This window comes from Robbsia andropogonis, assembly GCF_000970345.1.
Lineage (GTDB): Bacteria > Pseudomonadota > Gammaproteobacteria > Burkholderiales > Burkholderiaceae > Robbsia > Robbsia andropogonis.
Window position 1 is genome coordinate 112,352 of sequence record NZ_LAQU01000010.1, and the last position, 18,600, is coordinate 130,951.

At 56.2% G+C, this 18,600-nt stretch carries 15 protein-coding genes; 10 read left to right on the plus strand and 5 right to left on the minus strand.

Features of this window, described 5'->3' with window-relative positions; translation table 11 throughout:
- Positions 1-18: 18 nt before the first annotated feature.
- Positions 19-930 carry a helix-turn-helix domain-containing protein gene (locus tag WM40_RS11870; protein ID WP_024905276.1) on the minus strand — a complete coding sequence of 304 codons (912 nt, stop codon included), beginning with the start codon at positions 928-930 and terminating at the stop codon, positions 19-21.
- Positions 931-1,074: 144 nt separating this feature from the next.
- On the opposite strand from WM40_RS11870, the gene WM40_RS11875 reads away from it, so the two are divergent.
- Positions 1,075-2,241, plus strand: coding sequence for a 4-hydroxybenzoate 3-monooxygenase (locus tag WM40_RS11875; protein ID WP_024905277.1), 1,167 nt, complete (start codon positions 1,075-1,077; stop codon positions 2,239-2,241).
- Positions 2,242-2,285: 44 nt separating this feature from the next.
- On the opposite strand, the gene WM40_RS11880 is transcribed toward WM40_RS11875, so the two are convergent.
- Complete coding sequence (locus WM40_RS11880) at positions 2,286-2,999, minus strand: TetR/AcrR family transcriptional regulator (protein ID WP_024905278.1); 714 nt, start codon at positions 2,997-2,999, stop codon at positions 2,286-2,288.
- A gap of 206 nt (positions 3,000-3,205) precedes the next feature.
- Here WM40_RS11880 and WM40_RS11885 point away from each other — a divergent pair, with 206 nt between their 5' ends.
- From WM40_RS11885 to WM40_RS11895, 3 genes are read left to right on the plus strand one after another with little or no spacing between them, the layout of a single operon-like run.
- Positions 3,206-4,249 carry an HlyD family secretion protein gene (locus tag WM40_RS11885; protein ID WP_046152944.1) on the plus strand — a complete coding sequence of 348 codons (1,044 nt, stop codon included), beginning with the start codon at positions 3,206-3,208 and terminating at the stop codon, positions 4,247-4,249.
- A 2-nt stretch (positions 4,250-4,251) separates the two neighbouring features.
- The gene (locus WM40_RS11890) at positions 4,252-5,781 is read left to right on the plus strand and encodes a DHA2 family efflux MFS transporter permease subunit (RefSeq protein WP_046152945.1); all 1,530 of its coding nucleotides are present in this window, start codon (positions 4,252-4,254) and stop codon (positions 5,779-5,781) included.
- Entirely contained in the window at positions 5,771-7,357 is a 1,587-nt protein-coding gene (locus tag WM40_RS11895) for an efflux transporter outer membrane subunit (protein ID WP_046152946.1), read from the plus strand. Before WM40_RS11890 ends, WM40_RS11895 begins: the two co-directional genes overlap by 11 nt.
- A 137-nt stretch (positions 7,358-7,494) precedes the next feature.
- Here the strand turns inward: WM40_RS11895 and WM40_RS11900 are convergent, their stop codons facing one another.
- Positions 7,495-8,433 carry a LysR family transcriptional regulator gene (locus WM40_RS11900; RefSeq protein ID WP_024905282.1) on the minus strand — a complete coding sequence of 313 codons (939 nt, stop codon included), beginning with the start codon at positions 8,431-8,433 and terminating at the stop codon, positions 7,495-7,497.
- 351 nt (positions 8,434-8,784) lie between these two features.
- Here WM40_RS11900 and WM40_RS11905 point away from each other — a divergent pair, with 351 nt between their 5' ends.
- From WM40_RS11905 to WM40_RS11930, 6 genes are all read left to right on the plus strand, one after another.
- A complete protein-coding gene (locus WM40_RS11905) occupies positions 8,785-10,302 on the plus strand; it encodes an ABC transporter substrate-binding protein (RefSeq protein WP_046152977.1) in 1,518 nt (505 codons plus the stop codon).
- A 120-nt stretch (positions 10,303-10,422) separates the two neighbouring features.
- Entirely contained in the window at positions 10,423-11,337 is a 915-nt protein-coding gene (locus WM40_RS11910) for an ABC transporter permease (RefSeq protein WP_024905284.1), read from the plus strand.
- An 89-nt stretch (positions 11,338-11,426) separates the two neighbouring features.
- Complete coding sequence (locus WM40_RS11915) at positions 11,427-12,311, plus strand: ABC transporter permease (protein ID WP_046152978.1); 885 nt, start codon at positions 11,427-11,429, stop codon at positions 12,309-12,311.
- Positions 12,312-12,353: 42 nt separating this feature from the next.
- The gene (locus tag WM40_RS11920; RefSeq protein ID WP_046152947.1) at positions 12,354-13,376 is read left to right on the plus strand and encodes an ABC transporter ATP-binding protein; all 1,023 of its coding nucleotides are present in this window, start codon (positions 12,354-12,356) and stop codon (positions 13,374-13,376) included.
- 71 nt (positions 13,377-13,447) lie between these two features.
- The gene (locus WM40_RS11925) at positions 13,448-14,287 is read left to right on the plus strand and encodes an ATP-binding cassette domain-containing protein (protein ID WP_024905287.1); all 840 of its coding nucleotides are present in this window, start codon (positions 13,448-13,450) and stop codon (positions 14,285-14,287) included.
- 18 nt (positions 14,288-14,305) lie between these two features.
- Positions 14,306-15,739: a M20 family metallopeptidase gene (locus tag WM40_RS11930; protein ID WP_024905288.1), complete on the plus strand. Its 1,434-nt coding sequence runs from the start codon at positions 14,306-14,308 to the stop codon at positions 15,737-15,739.
- Positions 15,740-15,868: 129 nt separating this feature from the next.
- Here WM40_RS11930 and WM40_RS11935 read toward each other — a convergent pair whose 3' ends face one another.
- Together WM40_RS11935 and WM40_RS11940 are read right to left on the minus strand one after the other, a co-directional pair.
- Entirely contained in the window at positions 15,869-16,840 is a 972-nt protein-coding gene (locus WM40_RS11935; protein ID WP_024905289.1) for an alpha/beta hydrolase, read from the minus strand.
- A gap of 241 nt (positions 16,841-17,081) precedes the next feature.
- A complete protein-coding gene (locus WM40_RS11940; protein WP_024905290.1) occupies positions 17,082-18,452 on the minus strand; it encodes a glycoside hydrolase family 28 protein in 1,371 nt (456 codons plus the stop codon).
- Between the last annotated feature and the right edge of the window lie 148 nt (positions 18,453-18,600).

Sequence of the window (18,600 nt, forward strand, 5' to 3'; positions counted from 1 at the left end):
GGCGCACCAGCGTTTGCGTTAATCCAGTACGTTAGTGCGCCGGTATTCTTTTGGCGTGAGCCCCATGTGCCGCTTGAAGTGTCGGCTGAAATACGCCGGATCCTGAAAACCCAGCTCGTATGCGATGGACGAAATGCTTGACGGCACGTAGGTAAGCTTACGACAGGCCTCAAGCATCAGCCGCTGCTGTATCAGATCAAAGGCGGACTGGCCGCACAGTTTTACGCACAGCCGATGCAGGCGACTGGATGTCACATGGAGCTTCGCGGCATAAACGCCAACTTGCCATTGTTCCTTGAAGTGTTCTTCCACGAGTGCACGGAAGCGGCTAAACAGTTCGAACTCCCCGTTCCCCGAAAGCGCGGCGGAACGGTGATCGGCCTCCAGCCGAACCAGATGCAGCAACACGCTACGCGCCAGCCATTCAAGCATCAGAGTATGGCCGGTGCGCGGCCATGCCGATTCCTCGATCAAGAGGCGCAAAAGAGATTCCAGTCGCAGGCACAGGTCCGGGACGCGCGTCAGGTCGATTGCCATCGGCCGCAGGAAAAGCGGCGAGAAAAGACTGCTATGGTCGTTTCCGTCGCCCAGTGAAAATATCACCGGTGGGTCGACCGTCAGCACGAAGCCAACCGCATCTTTCGAAAAGTCAAAGCCGTGCACCACCGACGGGTGAATGGTGATGACGACGGGCCCGTCGCGCTCCCAGACATCCTCTTCCATTTGTGCCGTAACACGGCCTGACATTAAAAAAAGTACCTGAAACAGGTTGGCATGGGTATGCGGCAGGATGTGCCAGTCGTGTATCCGGCTGCGGGTCTCGATCAATTCGATATGCACGGACTCGGCGCCATCTGGCCGGGCAATCTCGCCATAAAGGGAGAATTGCGGTATCTCGCCGATGCTGGTTTTGTTTCTACCCACGATCATGTCTCCTCCGTTCCGGAGAATCTGTTATTTTTAGGATGTGAAAATAGTACAAGTATTTTTCGGAATCATCCATTTCTAATTCGAAACCGCACGTCTACCATGGGTCCAAGTAAGGGGATATCCCGTAAATAAGGAGACGTGGCAATGCAAACCCAAGTAGCGATCATTGGCGCCGGTCCCGCCGGCCTTCTTCTTTCGCATCTGCTGCACTTGAACGGCATCGAATCCGTCGTACTGGAAAACCGCAGTCGCGAGGAGATCGAGGCCACCATCCGCGCGGGTGTGCTGGAGCAAGGTACGATGGATATCCTCACCGAAACCGGGGTGGGCGAGCGCATGAAGGCGGAAGGCGCCCTGCATCGCGGTGTCGAACTCTCTTTTGGTGGACGTCGCCATCGTATCGCGCTATCCGAACTGACTGGCAAGGCCATTACGGTTTACGCGCAGCATGAGGTAATCAAGGATCTTGTCGCAGCGCGCCTGGCGGCGCAGGCCCGAATCTTATTCAACGTCAGCGACGTGGCGCCGGTGGGAATCGAAACGGACAGGCCGTCAGTCTGCTTTACCGATCAAGGGGAAAAGTACCAGCTGCATGCCGATTTCGTCGTTGGCTGCGATGGCTTTCATGGTGTTTCGCGTCCCGCGATCCCCAGTGCCGTGCGCGAAGACTACCAGCGCGTTTATCCGTTTGGTTGGTTCGGTATTCTTGTGGAGTCGGCCCCGTCTTCCGAAGAACTGATTTATGCGCAGCATGAAAGAGGATTCTCGTTGGTCAGCACGCGCTCCCCTACGGTGCAGCGCTTGTATTTCCAGTGTGACCCGAAAGACAATACCGACAATTGGTCGGATGATCGCATCTGGAACGAGCTTCATACGCGATTGGAGAACGCCGATGGGTGGCAGGTGAAAGAGGGGAAGATCTTTCAAAAGGGCATTATCGGCATGCGTAGTTTCGTTTCGTCATCCATGCAGTATGGTCGTTTGTTCTTGGCAGGAGACGCGGCGCATATCGTCCCGCCGACGGGCGCCAAGGGTATGAACCTCGCGGTGGGGGACGTCAAGCTGCTTTCACAAGCCATTGAGGCGTTTTACAAGGAATCTCGTAGCGATCTTCTGGATTCTTATACCGCCACCGCCTTGAAACGTATCTGGCGTGCCGAATATTTCTCGTGGTGGATGACAAGTATGCTCCACACTTTCTCGGACGCCTCGCCGTTCCAGCAGCAGATACAACGTGCGGAGCTTGAAAACGTCGTGAACTCCCGGGCTTTGTCGACGGCACTCGCTGAGAACTACGTAGGCGCATTTTGACCGCCATGCGAACGCGCCGTTAGTAAAGCGAAGGTCAACGCCGGTTACATAAATTCTGCCAACGCGCCTGCGGCGGCGAACACATCAACCGTCTCTTTTGCGTGTTGGGGAATCTCCGCGCGGACTTCAGCGAGGTTTTCGGAAAGCAAGGCGCGAATAATCATCGGCGAGACGACGGCTTCATGAATACGGACAGCAAGTAACTGTGCATGTTGCTTTGCCGCCTGACGCGTGCCTTCCGTCTTCGTGCGCTGGCCGTACTCGGCAAGGGTCGTCGCTACCGCATCGATCGTGCGAGCTCGCCCGGCATCATGAGTGAGTTTGGCAAGTGCCGGAAATCGGGGCGCTTCAGCTACCACCATCCTGATCAGACCGATGACTTCATCGCTGATCAGTCGTGCCGCGAACAGCTGGGTCATCGCCACCAGTTGCTCCGGGAGCGTTCCCGAACGCTTTTTCTCGTAAGCAAGTTGCAAGCTTTGTTCGCAATTGCGGCGTACGACTTCCGCGAACAACGCGTCCTTGCCGTCATATCGGCTATAAAGCGTTGCCTTGCTTGCGCCGGCTGCCTCGGCAATACGATCCAGTGACGCCCCACCGAATCCACGCTCTATAAACGTTGCTGTTGCGGCATTCAGTATCCGCTCATCCACGTCTCCCGCCATGGCGTTGGGCGGTCGACCTGGCTTGCGAGAAAAAAGCGATTTGGGTAAACCGGTGGTTTCCGGTTTATTGACGATCTTGGGGATACGGCTCACGAAAGCGCCTCACTAGATAATGCGTTCCTGGCACATTATCCCAAATCTCAAAAATAGAACGAAACGGAGTCGTTTTATTGTAGTATACCCTGCCTAGCCTTTTGGAGATTGTGATGGCCGGTAGCGATAGCGCAGACGACAGCGCCTCTCGGTCAGGTCGGGAGAACCCGCCTGCTCCGTCAGATAACGAGCAGGGGCCGCGTGACATGCAGAAGTCATCTGCGCCGATGGGCCCGAAGCATAAGCGCCGGAACGCGCTCCTTGGCGGGGTGTTGCTGATCATTCTCGTGGCGGGATGCCTGGCCTATTGGCTTCACAGTCGTCACTATGAAAGCACCGACGATGCGTTTATCGATAGCAACCAGAGTCAGATTGCTTCGCAGGTGAGCGGGCGCGTGACTGCATTGCTGGTGGCCGACAACCAGCATGTGGACAAAGATCAGCCACTGCTTCGGATAGACAGCCGCGACTTCGAAGTGCGCTTGAAGCAATCTGAGGCACAGGACGCGAATGCCCAAGCGCAGGTCGCGCAAGCGCGTGCCGATTTGGTGTACCAGACGGCCACGCTTTCGCAGCAGGTTGCACAGGTGCGTGTTGCGGAAGCGGATTTGACGCAGGCCAAGCAAGACCTTGCCCGCTATACTGGCACGGATCCCGCTGCAATCACGCGCCAGCAATTAGAGCAAAGCCAGGCAAGTACGAAGAGCGCGCTCGCGCGTCTCGATAGTGCCAAGGATGCCGTGCGGGCTGGCGAGGCGCAGGTCGCGTCTCAGAAAACGAAGATTGATGCAGCGCTCGCGCAGGTCCGTCAATATGACGCCGATGTCGAGAACGCGATGCTGCAGTTGAGCTACACGACAATACGAGCGCCGCAGGCCGGCAAGGTGACAAGGCGTACGGTCAATCTTGGCAACTATGTCACGCCGGGCCAGGCATTGGTCGCTGTCGTTCCCGACGACATGTGGGTGACGGCCAACTTCAAGGAAACCCAGCTGACGCATATGCGCGTGGGGCAGGCCGTTGAGGTACACATTGATGCCTACCCGGAAAGCGTGCTTCATGCACACGTCGATAGCATACAGCGTGGAACGGGTTCGGTATTCAGTACCCTTCCGGCGGAGAATGCCACCGGAAACTACGTAAAAGTCGTGCAACGCGTGCCAGTGAAAATTGTCTTCGACAACGATGATTGGCGTCATCTGCAACTGGCACCGGGACTATCAGTCACGCCGCGCGTGACGGTGAGATAGTCATGGCGACCGATAATACCGCCTTGCCGCGGTCGGCCGCGGGTGACTACAACCCTTGGTTGATCGCCGTCATCGTGTCGATTGCGACCTTCATGGAGGTACTGGACACCACGATCGCCAATGTGGCCCTCAGACATATCGCCGGTGGATTAGGGGCAAGCCAGGATCAAAGTACGTACATCACCACCAGTTACCTGGTGAGTAATGCGATTATCTTGCCAATCAGCGGCTGGCTATCGAACGTGATTGGACGTAAGCGCTTCTATATGATGTGCGTGGTGCTTTTCACGGTCAGCTCTGTTGCGTGTGGATTTGCAACGTCGTTGACGATGATGGTCGTCTTCCGGGTGTTGCAAGGTCTGGGCGGGGGCGGCCTGGCCCCGGTTGAGCAAAGTATTTTCGCGGACACGTTTACGGTCGAGAAGCGTGCGCTGGCGTTCGCGCTCTACGGATTTACCGTTGTCACGGCGCCGGCGATCGGTCCGATGCTCGGGGGATGGATCACCGAGAATTTCTCGTGGCACTGGGTTTTCCTGATCAATTTGCCGGTCGGTTTGTTGTCGTTGGTGTTGACCTGGCTATTCGTCAGCGACAGCAAATTGGTGAAGCAGGAACGACAGGCGTTGCTCGATAAAGGTGTGAAGGTCGATTACCTGGGCTTTTTTCTTATCGCGATTGGCTTCGGTTGCCTGCAGATCGTATTGGATAAGTTCGAGCGTGAAGACGGCTTCTCATCGAACTTCATCTGCACGCTGTCTGCTATTGCAGGCATCGCACTGATCGCCCTCGTTATTCGCGAGTTGACGACCGACCAGCCAATCGTGAACCTTCGCTTATTCAAATCGCGTGCCTTTGCCATCAGTTGTACCGTAATGTTCGCATTCGGTTTCATCATCAACAGTACGACACAGATCCTGCCGCAATTCACGCAGGAATTACTAGGCTATGACGCGACCAACGCCGGTCTGACGCTCGGCCTCGGTGGGCTCATGACGGTCTTCATCATGCCGATTGCCGGTGTCGTCACCGGCCGTGTTTTTCAGCCGAAATGGCTCGTGATGGTATCCCTGGCAGGTACAGGTATCGCGCTGCTCCACACGGCAGGGCTCAATTTGAATATCGGTTTCGAATATGTGTCGTTGTCGCGTCTCTATCAGGTCATCTGGTTGCCTTTCCTCTTTATTCCTTTGTCGACGGTTCAGTTTGTAGGCGTACCGGAAAGCGAAAATAACAATGCGTCGGCGCTGATCAACATGACGCGCAATCTAGGTGGCAGTTTCGGCGTATCGTTGGTGACAACCGAATTGGCGTGGCGGGAGCAATTCCATCATGCGCGGCTCGCTGAACATATCACGCCTTATAACGGTTTTACCGGTTCGCTTCGTTCGATCGCATCAACGGTGGAACAGCAGGCATCTGTCATGAGTTATCTCGATGTCTTCATCGTGCTGGGGGTCATTTCATTGGTGCTGGCGCCCATCTGTTTTTTCTTGCCCAAGCTGCCGAAGGGAGCGCCAATCAATGCGCATTGATTATCGATTGCCATCCCTGTTGATTTCGTCGATTGCTTTGGTCTCCGGATGTACGATGGGCCCGGATTTTCAACGGCCGGCGCTACAGACGCCAGCACAATGGACGGAAACGCCGACACCTTCGGATACAGGGCATGCGGTTGCCGTGCAGGAGCCTGTTGCGCCTGCGTGGTGGAACAGTTTCGGTGATCCGTTACTGACCACGTTGGTCGCGCGTGCCATGAACAGCAACCTCGATATCCAGGCTGCGGCGGCACGCGTGGCGGAGTCTCGCGCGCAATTCAAGCAGGCGCGCGCGAGCGCGTTGCCAACATTGAACGGAAACGCCTCCTATACGCGGGAGTTGCAGAGTGCCGACGGGGTGGTCGGACTGCTTGAGAGTAGCGGCTCATCGGCCGCAACCTCTACGAATGGGCTAGGCGGCCGTGAAAGTGGGGTGCCGACACAAGACGTTACGTCGAGTGGGCTGCCACCGTTCAATCTCTATCAATATGGATTTGACGCGTCATGGGAGCTTGATCTGTGGGGCCGAGTGCGGCGTACCGCGGAGAACGCCAGCGCGACAGCGGAAGCGCAGGAAGAAGCAAGGCACGACGTGATGGTGTCCACGGCTGCGGAAGTCGCACGCGACTATCTTACCCTTCGAAGCACGCAACAGAAACTTGCGCTTGCAAAGCAGAATCTTGCTTACGCGCGGCGCACGGTCCAGCTGACGCGTGAACGGGCGAAACATGGCTTGACGACCGATCTGGATGTCGCAAATGCGGAAAGCCAGGCGGAAACGACAGCTGCGAACCTTCCCCAGTTCGAACAGCAGGAGGCGCAACTGATCAACGCTATCGGGCTATTGCTCGGTGAATATCCTCAAACGCTTGCCGTACAGCTACGCGAACCGGCGGCAATACCGGTCGCGCCACCGCGTGTACCCATTGGCCTACCGTCCGACTTATTACGTCGCAGGCCCGACATACGCGAGTCGGAGGCAAAATTACACGCGGCAACGGCCAGCATCGGTGCCGCGAAGGCCGACTTTTTCCCGAAGATCACGTTGTCGGGTAGCGTTGCCATTCAGGCTACGCAGTTCTCCAATATGGGGAGTTGGGGGGCGCGGAGCTATAGCGCCGGTCCCAGCATATCACTGCCGATTTTCGAGGGAGGCAAGCTACGTGCGACCCTTGCCTTGCGCAATGCGCAGCAGAAGGAGGCGGCAATCACCTATCGGAAAACAGTGCTATCCGCTTTCCAGGAAGTAGATGACGCGTTAACGCAGTTCGGTACGGAGCAGCAGCGCCGCGATAGCCTTGCGGCAAGCGTCGATGCTTCAAAGCGCGCGTTGGATCTCGCGAATCAACGGTATTCGAGAGGGCTGACCACTTACCTCGATGTACTGAGCGCGCAGAAAAACGTCCTTACCTACGAGCAACAGTGGGTCGACAGTACCGCGACGGTTTCCACTGATTTGGTGGCGCTTTATAAAGCATTGGGAGGCGGCTGGGATGTGATGTCTGATTCAGGTGAAGCACGCCTCGCGAACCATGTCCTGGCGGTGACTTCCTCGCGGAATGCAGCGCAGTAACGGCGGGTGATCGGCCCCGAATCAGTGGTAAGACGGTGGCAAACGCGCCTATCGTCGCGCTGCCTGCCGCGGCATCAAACGCCGAGCGCATCCGCTTGGCACCTGCGACGCCCGCCGCCTCCGCCGTTGCGAGACCGTCAAGGACGGCCCTCACGCGCGAATGGAGACTGTTCCAACTCCAGTGTATTGCGCAGAAAATCCAGGAAAAGCTGTACCGGCTTTGGAAGTGTACGTCCCACCAAGGTTTGCAACTCGAGATTACGTGCGTCCAGCGCCTTGTCCCGAATCAATTTGGCCACCAGGTCTCCGCGGCGGCAAGCATTTCTCACCGATACTTCGCCTGACACGGTGATGCCATTTCCCGCACGAACGAAGCTATGCAGGCAAACAATGAAATTGCTGGTGATCGCGGGTTCGACTAGCAGTTGTCGCAGGCTGCAAGCAATGTCGAATAGCTGCCGTACCGTGGTGCTCTGGTCCGGAAGCGCCAGCGGATATTGAATCATCTCGGCCAAATCGATGTAATCCCGGTCCGCAAGCGGATGATCGGGCCGCATCACGGCAAGAACGGGTGCCGGTTGACGATGTTCGACCTTGATTTCTTTTTGGGGTGTCCGACTGAATACGAAGCCGATATCGGCATCTCCTTCAATAATGCGTCGGGACACGTGGACCGGTTCGGTGACGGTGACATCAAATGTTATTCCCGGATAGTGCTTTTGATACTCGGTAATGACGCCCGGCAGGAACTCGATTGCGAAGCCCTCCGAAGACGTGAGGCGAATACTGCCGCCTTTCGCACCTTGTAAATCCGCAATCTGCTGAATAACATGATCCGCATCGAGCGCTGCCTTGAACGCATGCGCGGCCAGTACGTTACCGGCAGCACTTGGCACCATGCCGCGTGGTCGCCGATCGAAGAGACTGGTCTCCAGTACGTTTTCGAGATGCGCGATCTGCCGACTGATTGCGGAGCCGGCAACACCAAGCCGAATCGATGCCTCCGTGATGGAGCCGCAGCGTACGACTTCAACGAAATAGCGCAGCGCGGTTTCCTGTAAGTGATGGACTTTCATTAAACGAGCAAGTCAAAAAAGCGATCAAAACCGATTTCCAGGGTGTCGACACCAAATGGTCGATCGGCGTGGGACAGCGACGTGCATCCGTGCTGTCGTCGACGGTATGCCGTTTCGGCAACGCAAACTTATTTATTTGATATTAGTCGCAAAATAATTCGCTGATAAGCTCGATTTCATGGGATCGGGCACCGGCCCTACGATGGCCGACACGCTGCCCCTGTTGATAAAGGAATACGAGAGATGCAAGCTGCTGCCGTTCCGCTTCGCCTGTTATCCATGCTCCAATCGGTACGACGTCCGTTTTCGTCGATCATGCGCGCCACGTTCAACATTTCGATGCATGACCGGATGTGGCATGGTGTGCTTGTCGCCGCGCTTGCCATTCCGTTGACTGCACCATTGACGGCGCACGCAAGCAAAGCCGATAACACATTGATTTATGCATCAGACAGCGAAGCGGAAAACGTGTCTCCATACCATAACAATGTCCGCGAAGGTGTAATACTTGCGCATATGGCGTGGGACACCTTGATTTATCGAGATCCGAATACCGGTAAATATCTGCCTGATCTGGCCACGGCCTGGAACTGGGAGTCACCCACATCGCTGGTGCTGGATCTTCGCAAGGATGTGGCGTTCCAAAACGGTGATCCATTTACCGCGGATGACGTAGTCTTCACATTCAACTACATCAACTCACCGGATTCGAGAGCCGTCTCGCGGCAGAACACGGATTGGATTAAGACTGCCGAGAAAATCAACGACTACAAAGTACGTCTGGTGTTGAAGGCGCCATTCCCGGCGGCACTTGAATATCTGGCTGGACCGACGCCGATATACCCGGCGGCCTATTTCAAGAAAGTTGGGCTCGAAGGTTATAGCAAGGCGCCGATTGGCACGGGGCCATACACGATTACGCAAGTCACGCCCGGCAAGGGTGTGACGATGGTGATCAACAAGCATTATTTCAAGGGAAGTCCGATCGGCACGCCGCACATCGGCACCGTCAAGTTTCTGGTGATCTCTGATCCGGAAACGCGCGCCGCGCAGTTAATGACGGGTGCAGTGGATTGGATATGGCGCGTGCCCCCCGATCAAGCGGACTCTCTGAAACAAATGCCAAATATCGCCGTGATCGGCGGCGAAACGATGCGCGTCGGGTTCATGTCCATGGATGCGCTAGGCACTTCCACACCCCATTCCCCGTTCAAGGATGTTCGCGTGCGTCAGGCTGTCAATTACGCAATCAACCGAGCCGGCATGGCGAAAGATCTGGTGCGTGGCGGGAGCCAACCGCTTTGGGCAGCCTGTTTCAGAACGCAGTTCGGATGTGATGACTCAGCGGTAACCAAGTACCCGTATGATCCTGCAAAAGCGAAGGCGCTGCTGAAAGATGCCGGTTACCCGAATGGTTTCGAAACCGATCTCTATGCCTATCGCGAGCGCGAATACGCGGAGGCATTAGTGGGTGATTTGCGAAAAGTGGGTATTACCGCGCGCCTGCACTACGTGCAATACGCGACCCTGCGCACTACGCAACGCGACGGCAAGACGCCGTTGACCTTCCAGGCCTGGGGATCGTATTCAATCAATGATGCCTCGGCTTTCGTCGGCAATTGGTTCGAAGGCGGGCCGGACGACGTCGCGAAAGATCCCGAGGTGATTCAATGGCTGAAGACCGCCGACACGTCGAATGATCCAGCCGTACGCAAGGCAAATTACGCGAAGGCATTGAAGCGGATCAGTGACCAGGCATATTGGGTTCCGCTGTTCTCGTATTCGACGAACTATGCCTATAACTCCGCGCTGAATTTCAAAGCCTATCCCGATGAGTTGCCACGTTTCTATGAAGCGAGCTGGAAGTAGGTTGGTGTCATTGCCCTGCCGTCTCATTTATCCCTATCCATGCGTGATGAGCGACGGCGTTCACCCTGTATCAGCGACAAAAGCCGAGCGGTTGCGGCCGGATAATCGGGAGAACGTGTGATGTTTGCCTATCTGTTGCGACGTCTGGCGATCGCGTTGGCCGTTTGTTTCACGGTGTCCGTCGTCAGCTTTACCTTGCTGCATTTGTCCGGCGATCTGGCAACGGCGATTGCGGGGCCCGAGGCGAATGCGGCGACCGTTGATGCGCTTCGGCATCAACTCGGACTGGACAAACCGTTGGTGACGCAATATGTGGAATGGTTGTGGCGGGCGTTGCATCTCGATTTTGGCCGCTCCTTCTATTTTCAGGCCAGTGTGATGTCCTTGATTGCGGCCCGCTTGCCGATCACGCTCCAGTTAGGCGGCAGCGCACTGGCGATGGCCACGCTATTGGCTATCCCGTTGGGTATTCTCGCCGCGATGTATCGCGATACGTGGATCGACCGTCTTGCCTTGTTGATCGCGGTCATTGGCCAAGCCATGCCGAGTTTCTGGTTTGGGCTGACGCTGATTCTATTGTTCGCCGTGGGCTTGCACTGGTTTCCTGTCGCGGGCAACGCCTCGTGGAAAAACTTCGTACTTCCTGCCGTGGCGCTTGGTTATTACGCAACCCCTTCGATGATGCGGTTGACCCGTAACGGCATGCTTGACGTGCTGGGTTCCGACTACATTCGTACTGCCAGGGCCAAAGGCCTCAGTGCCTCCCGGGTGATTTTCAAACACGCATTGCGCAACGCCATCATTCCGGTGGTTGCGCTAGCCGCCGTCGAGCTGGGTTTCATGCTGGGCGGCTCCGTAGTGATCGAGTCGGTGTTTTCTTTGCAAGGTCTGGGGCAGCTTGCCTGGGACGCGATTTCACGAAACGATTTCCCGATCGTCCAGGCGGTCGTCCTGATCATTGCTCTGATTTACATCGGGCTGACTTTTTTTGCGGATGTGATCAATGCGCTGCTTGATCCGCGCTTGCGTAGCTAGGAACGCGAATGACCATGACATCATCCCGCTCCGCTGCACAGTCGTCCTCTCCGGCACCCGTGGTGCAGGCTCCCGCGTCCGGCGGTGCCATGCCATTGCAGATGGACCTGCCATTGGTCCAGCCGCGGCGGCACGGGTTATCTCGCCTTCTAGGCAGGCATGGACTGGTACTCGGTGCGGCCCTTCTGTTCATCATCGTGCTGGCTGCGATACTCGCTCCCTGGATTGCGCCGCATGATCCCTATAACCAGGACCTGGGCACGCGATTGATTCCACCCGTCTGGAACGCGCGTGGTAGTTGGGAGCATGTGTTGGGAACCGACAAACTCGGACGGGACTATCTAAGCCGTCTTTTGTTCGGGGCTCGTGTCTCGCTACTGATCGGCTTGCTGACCGCGCTGATTTCAGGCGCGATCGGTACGACGCTTGGCGTACTCGCCGGCTATTTCGGTGGACGCGTCGACGCGGTGGTGAGTTACATCCTGACAACCCGGCTGGCATTGCCGGTCGTGCTTGTGGCGTTGGCGATGTCGTCATTGATCGGTGGTTCTCTGAAAACCGTGGTGCTGCTGCTGGGCTTTCTTTTATGGGATAGGTTTGCCGTGGTCACCCGCTCGGTCACGCAGCAGTTGCGTAACGCGGAATTCATTGCGGCGGCCAAGGCGCTTGGTGCATCCACGCCTTTTATTCTATTGCGCGAGTTGTTGCCGAACATCACAGGTGCCTTGACCGTTGTAATTACCCTGGAAATGGCTCATGCCATCCTGCTTGAGGCGACGTTGTCGTTCCTGGGGTTGGGTGTTCCGCCGCCCATGCCGTCCTGGGGGCTGATGATCGCGGAAGGGAAGTCATACATGTTCTTCCAACCTTGGATCATCATGATTCCGGGCGTGGCGCTGGCGGTGTTGGTGATGGCGATCAATCTCCTTGGCGATGGGCTGCGCGACCTGAACGCGCCCGATGGCCGCAACTGAACCCGCAGCGAACGGACGACCAATGGAAAAAGAGGCGCGGATATGAGTGCACTACTCGAGGTTCAAGATCTGCGTGTTGATCTGCCCACGCCGAATGGTGTGCTGCACGCGGTGCGGGGAATCGATTTTCATATCGATCGCGGCGAAATGCTGTGCCTTGTCGGCGAGTCGGGGTGTGGTAAATCCATGACGTCACTGGCAATCATGGATTTACTTCCGAGACGAGCGGTGCGCACTTCTGGGCAATTGCGTTTCGATTCGATCACATTGCCCGGCTTGTCAGCGAAATCGATGAATGCGTTGCGCGGCGCGCGCATGTCGATGATCTTCCAGGAGCCGATGACCTCACTGAATCCGTCATTTACCCTGGGCGACCAATTATGCGAAACCTTGTTGCAACATCGCAAGGTGAGTCGGACAGTGGCGCGCGACCGGGCCGTCTACTTGCTGGAGCGCACTGGCATACCGCAGGCCGCAGTACGGATGAGGCAGTACCCCCACCAGTTGTCGGGTGGATTGCGCCAGCGCGTGATGATCGCGATGGCGTTGATGTGCGAACCTGATCTGATCATTGCCGACGAGCCAACGACCGCGCTCGACGTCACTGTTCAAGCACAGATTCTCAAGCTGATTCGCGAACTGCAGAAGGAGTTCGGCACCGCGGTCCTGTTCATCACGCATGATTTGGGTGTCGTTGCGCGGATCGCCGACCGCGTTGCCGTGATGTATGCCGGGCAGATCATCGAAACCGCACCCGTGAACGAACTGTTTGCAACGCCTTCCCATCCTTACACACAGGGACTGCTGAACTGTATTCCCGTGCGAGGTAAAACAGCGCCTGGCAGCCATCTTGCGGCGATTTCCGGTACGGTGCCTTCATTGGTAGGAGAAATCACCGGTTGTCCGTTCCGTAACCGCTGTCCGAACGCACATGCAGCGTGCGAGAAAACGCCTCCTGAGTTATCAGTGGGTCCGAATCATCAGGTTCGGTGCGTGCTTGCAAAATCGAGTGGGGTACTACCGGCCGCGATACCATGCTCCAATATGGTAGGGGAGGCCGTCTGATGGTCAGAGCGTCTACCTCGGATTCCTTTGCACAACGGACGAGCGCTTTTTCGAAAGGCGACGGTTCTGTCATGTCGTCGGACAAGCTGGCGTCTCCGATCGCGCTCGAGTTATGCGCGATCAGTCGGGTTTTTCAACTGAATGGTGGTCTCTTCCGCTCACCAATGCCTTTCAAAGCGATAGACAACGTGTCATTACGCGTAATGCGTGGCGAGACGCTGGCCTTGGTGGGTGAATCAGGCTGTGGTAAAAGCACGCTGGCAAAAATCCTGCTAGGACTGCTGCCGCCCACTACGGGAGATGTACTGATCGACGGTAAGCAAATCGATCCGGGCAATCGACTCGCCAACGCACGACGTATCCAACCGGTTTTTCAAGATCCCTATTCGTCATTAAATCCGCGCAAGACTGTCGCCCAACTGGTGGGTTTGCCATTGATGCTGCATGGGGTTGGCGACAGGATGCAGCGCGATGCCGAGGTGCGCCGGATGCTCGAGTTAGTCGGCATGCCGGAACGCACGCACGGCCAATACCCAAATCAGTTGTCAGGCGGGCAGCGGCAACGTGTCGCCATTGCGCGCGCGCTGATCTTGCGCCCCGGTATACTGATCTGCGACGAGCCGACATCGGCGCTCGATGTGTCGGTGCAGGCGCAGATACTGAACCTGCTGCTTGACTTGAAGGCGGAGTTTGGCCTGACCTATCTCTTCATCAGCCACGACCTCGGCGTGGTGGAACATCTGGCGGATCGTGTCGCCGTGATGCACCAGGGAAAGATTGTCGAATTGCAAAGTCGGGAGCTGATTTTTTCCGCACCCGAGCAAGCCTATACGCGACGCCTGCTCGCGTCCGCGCTGACACCTGAACCCGGGTTGGGACTGCCCGACCTGATGTCTGAAGTACTTTCCTGAGCCACCATTACCCTGATCATGAGCCTGCACAATAGCCGAGCGAATGCTATCGAGCGCGTCAGCGCCTACTTTGACGACGGTCGCTTTTACGCGAGTTTGCAAAGACGCGTCGCTGTCAAGACGGAAAGCCAGGACAGCGAGAGCCTATCGATTCTGCTAGGTTATCTGAGAGAGCAACTCGCACCAGCGCTGGAAGCACTTGGTTTTACCTGGACGGTGCTAGAGAATCCGATAGCGGGAAAGAGTCCTTTCCTGATTGCGGAGCGGATAGAGCCGGGCGCGACCTACACCGTCCTGACCTATGGTCACGGGGATGTAGTGCGTGGCTATGATGCGCAATGGCGTACCGGGTTGAGCCCATGGAAGATCGTGGTGGAAGGCGATAAATGGTACGGCCGGGGAACTGCGGACAACAAAGGCCAGCACACAATCAACCTCGTTGCACTGGCGGAGGTCATTGCCGAACGTGGTGGCGTACTGGGCTATAACGTCAAGGCGATATTCGAGATGGGAGAGGAGATCGGCTCTCCGGGCCTGGGCGAAATCTGCGCGGCGAACAAGCAAGTGCTTGCGGCCGACCTGTTTCTTGCATCGGACGGTCCACGTCTCAACGCGACTCGTCCGACATTGTTTCTTGGATCGCGTGGTAATTTTAATTTTGAGATGCGACTGGAATTACGTGATGGGGCGCATCACTCAGGCAACTGGGGCGGCTTGCTGCGCAGTCCTGGCATTCGTCTGGCGAACGCATTGGCCAGCATGGTGAGTCCGACAGGAAAGATTCTTGTCGAGAAACTCCGTCCGTCCGGACTGCCGCAAAGCGTACGTGACGCGCTGAAGGACATTCATGTGGGGGGCGGTCCCACGGATCCGGAAATCGATCCGCAATGGGGTGAACCCGGACTGACGCCGGAGGAGAAGGTATTCGGTTGGAATTCCTTCGATATCATGGCGTTCAAGACCGGTAATCCGGAAGCGCCAGCGAACGCGATCTCCGGGTATGCGTACGCCCATTGCCAGGTGCGCTATGTGGTGGGAAGTGATGGCAGCCAGTTTCTCCAGTATATTCGCGATCATCTGGATTCACTTGGATATTCGGATATCGAATTGAAGATCACTTCGACGATGATGCCAGCAACCCGGCTCGATCCGACCGATCCTTGGGTGAACTGGGGGCTGACGTCGATTGCGAAGACCACCGGTAAGAAGCCTGCGTTGCTGCCGAACCTTGGAGGCTCGTTGCCGAACGAAGTTTTCTCCGACATTCTTGGGCTGCCAACTCTTTGGGTGCCGCATTCCTATCCCGCCTGTTCTCAGCATGCACCGGACGAACATATCCTCGCTAGTACGACACGGGAATCGTTGCAGGTGATGGCTGGACTGTTCTGGGATCTGGCCGAACAGGGCGCATCGGTCGTTGCGTCACGCAACGCGGGACTTTCCGCTGGCTGATAGGCAGAATAAGACCTTAGGGTCGTTGGTGTCCCCAATGTTCGAGCGTGAATCGGCCGACAGTCCCCGATCGGGCATGTCAAAGCACGAAAATCACCTAGCTTGAAACACCGTTCCGAAACGTCATGTCTATGAAGACGTATCCACCGGCCGCAACATGAAATTGGCTATTGTCTCGACCACACAGTCAGCTAACGGAAGTTCCGGATTGCTGTAGGTTGCGATGTTTTCGCTTCTATCGTCTGTGCCAACAGCTTTCAGAACATGATTGGCGTTGACGAGGTATGCAAGTTCCGCTTTTGGATTCGCCTGCTTTAGTCGTTCGGCGTCTTCGCGGCCTACCTGTATATCTCGGAGTCCCTGAACAATGAGCACTGGCTTCGTGATGTTGGTCAATAGTTCAGCCGGGTCGAGCGCAAACTCGCTGATTAGAAAGCGTTGAATCGCTGGCCTGAACAATGGCATCAAAACCGGATCTATCTTGCTCGCATCCACGAATTCTCCAGCGGCAAGCCAATCAAGCACCGACAATGCATTTTTCATAACTGGTGCATTTTCCGGATTTGCCATTAGTTGCGCACGCAGTACATCTCGCAAAGGACGGCCGGGTGTAGCGACCAGAACAATTCCATGGATATCTAGGGTGCTCTGAGCCGCTACCAGACTAACTAATCCACCCTCGCTATGACCTAGCAGCCATACCGATCTGGTTGGGTAATTTTCACCTATCGCCCTGACCCATGCGTGCAAGTCATTCGAATAGTCGTGAATTATCACATCGTCTGCATTGTCCAGTGCGGAGGCGCTACCGTACATACCGCGTTTATCGATGCGCACGGTCGCAATTCCGCATTGCGCTAGTCCGTGTGCAAGTAAATGGTATGTTGACGCGTGAAGACCGTACGGGGCGTTTCCGTTCCGGTCCGTGGGCCCGGAACCGGGAACGATAAGCACGATCGGAGCATCTTTTGCCGCTGGCAGTAGTAACGTGCCGCGAAGCGATCCTGTCGAACCTGACGCAGCTATTTCTGTTTCATTGTTTTGCGTTGCGTCGGCAAGACAATTTTTCTGCTTTTTTGCATCCGGATGATGAAAGGTCATTCGGTCCTCGTGAGGTCATCGTAAGCGTCGGGGGGATAACGTCAGACTGATGCCCGCCGCGTTCAATCACTATAGTAAATTCACGGGAGCTTGGGAGGGAACGAATCTTGGGAAGCAGGGTCGCAAAATCTCACTTGCAAAGTGAGGAGGTGTCATTTCTTTAAAAATCGCGCCGTGAAAGAGACGACGCGTTAATCCAGCGCACGAAAGTGATGGATCAAGTCATCGTCGATCGTTTTATTCAGATCTGTGCAGGAATGGTGATGCTGCTAGGGCAAGACAGGGTCGAGCCTGTATCGGTGATCGGCACTACTTGGCCGTTTGAGCCAATCGAGGTTGTCACGGTGCTGTGGCTACCCACTTGCAGCTCGCCATTGGTCACTGAGAACGCATTACCGCCTGTGATCTTACTATTGGTGATGCGAATCCCGTTATTGTCCGTAGTAGGTACGCCCATCAGGCTATTCGAAAGGCCGACGATGGCACCTTGCGTCTTGCTGGCGGTGGCGATCACGTTGTCGATGCTGACATTAGCAATAATCGGCAAGTTGCCGCCAGTGCCCGATGCATAGGTGTAGGTGAACAAAAACGGCTGCTGCACGTTCCGCATGCAAGTGTTCCGGTAAGTAACCCCGGTGGTCGCGCCGCTGTCTTTAGCGGTCTGGTCGGTTTTAATGCGATAGCCGTAATCCGTGCCACTGAATTGCACTGTGTCAACCGTGACCTGGGATACGCCAGGATTTGCAATGGTATTTCCAGCTGCTTCCTGGCCACCAATAGATATGCCGTGTCCGCCTCCGACTACGCAATTGCTGATGTTGACGTTGGAGGTGGCGGCAGCGCCGGCGTTGGATTTAATGGCGATATCGTCATCTCCTGTGTCGAGCAGGCAGTTCTTGATGGTCGCCGTCTGGGTGCCAATGATGTCTATCGCGTCCGTGTTCGGCGCCAGGTTATCGCCGCTGGCATTGCGGTTTGGGTTTGCGTAAATCCATACGCCATCGATGGTGACGTTCTTGGAACCCGATTCTATAACCAATTGCTCCTTCGGAGAATTGCGGATGATCAGCGCATTGCCAGTCGCATTGGACGCGCTCGGGAACGTGACAATCGATTGCGCCTTGCCGGTATCGGTAAAGTTCGATCCCACCTGCAGGTTCGAGCCCGTTATTGCGATGAGCTTCGGGCGTGCGGTATTATCCTGGCCGACTGCGGCCGACCAGTATGTCTGGCCGTCTCCGTCTATCGCGCCGGTACCGGTGATGGTCACATTACTGACATTGTTCCCAACCAGCATGGCGCCACTCGATGGCTGCGATGGAGAGCCTTTCAGCGTGAAACCCGATTCGATTTTCAGGACGATGTTGCTGGCAAGGTTCACGGTTGTGATAACCGCCGTCGACACGCCATTGTTGGTTGTAAGGTCGATCAGGCCCGGGCTGCCACTAGTGCCGACGCACTTATTGATGGCGTTCTGAAGGTTTGTCGTATTGGTGCTTGATGAGCTGCTCCACTGCGGTGTACAGGTTGCAGCCTGCGCCGGTACTTGCACGACGATCGCGGTGAATGCGGATAGCGTCAGTGCTATCCGCATACTGCTTTTTCTTTCCATGATTTTTTCCTTGTTTTCGAATGGACGAGGGGACACCGGGTTCGGCAGGCGATTGACATCACGCAACCCGTGTATCAATGCCCGCCGTCGGGAACCTCAACTGGGGTCAGGTCCGGACCCCAGGTACTACCTGGTGCAGCCGTAGCGC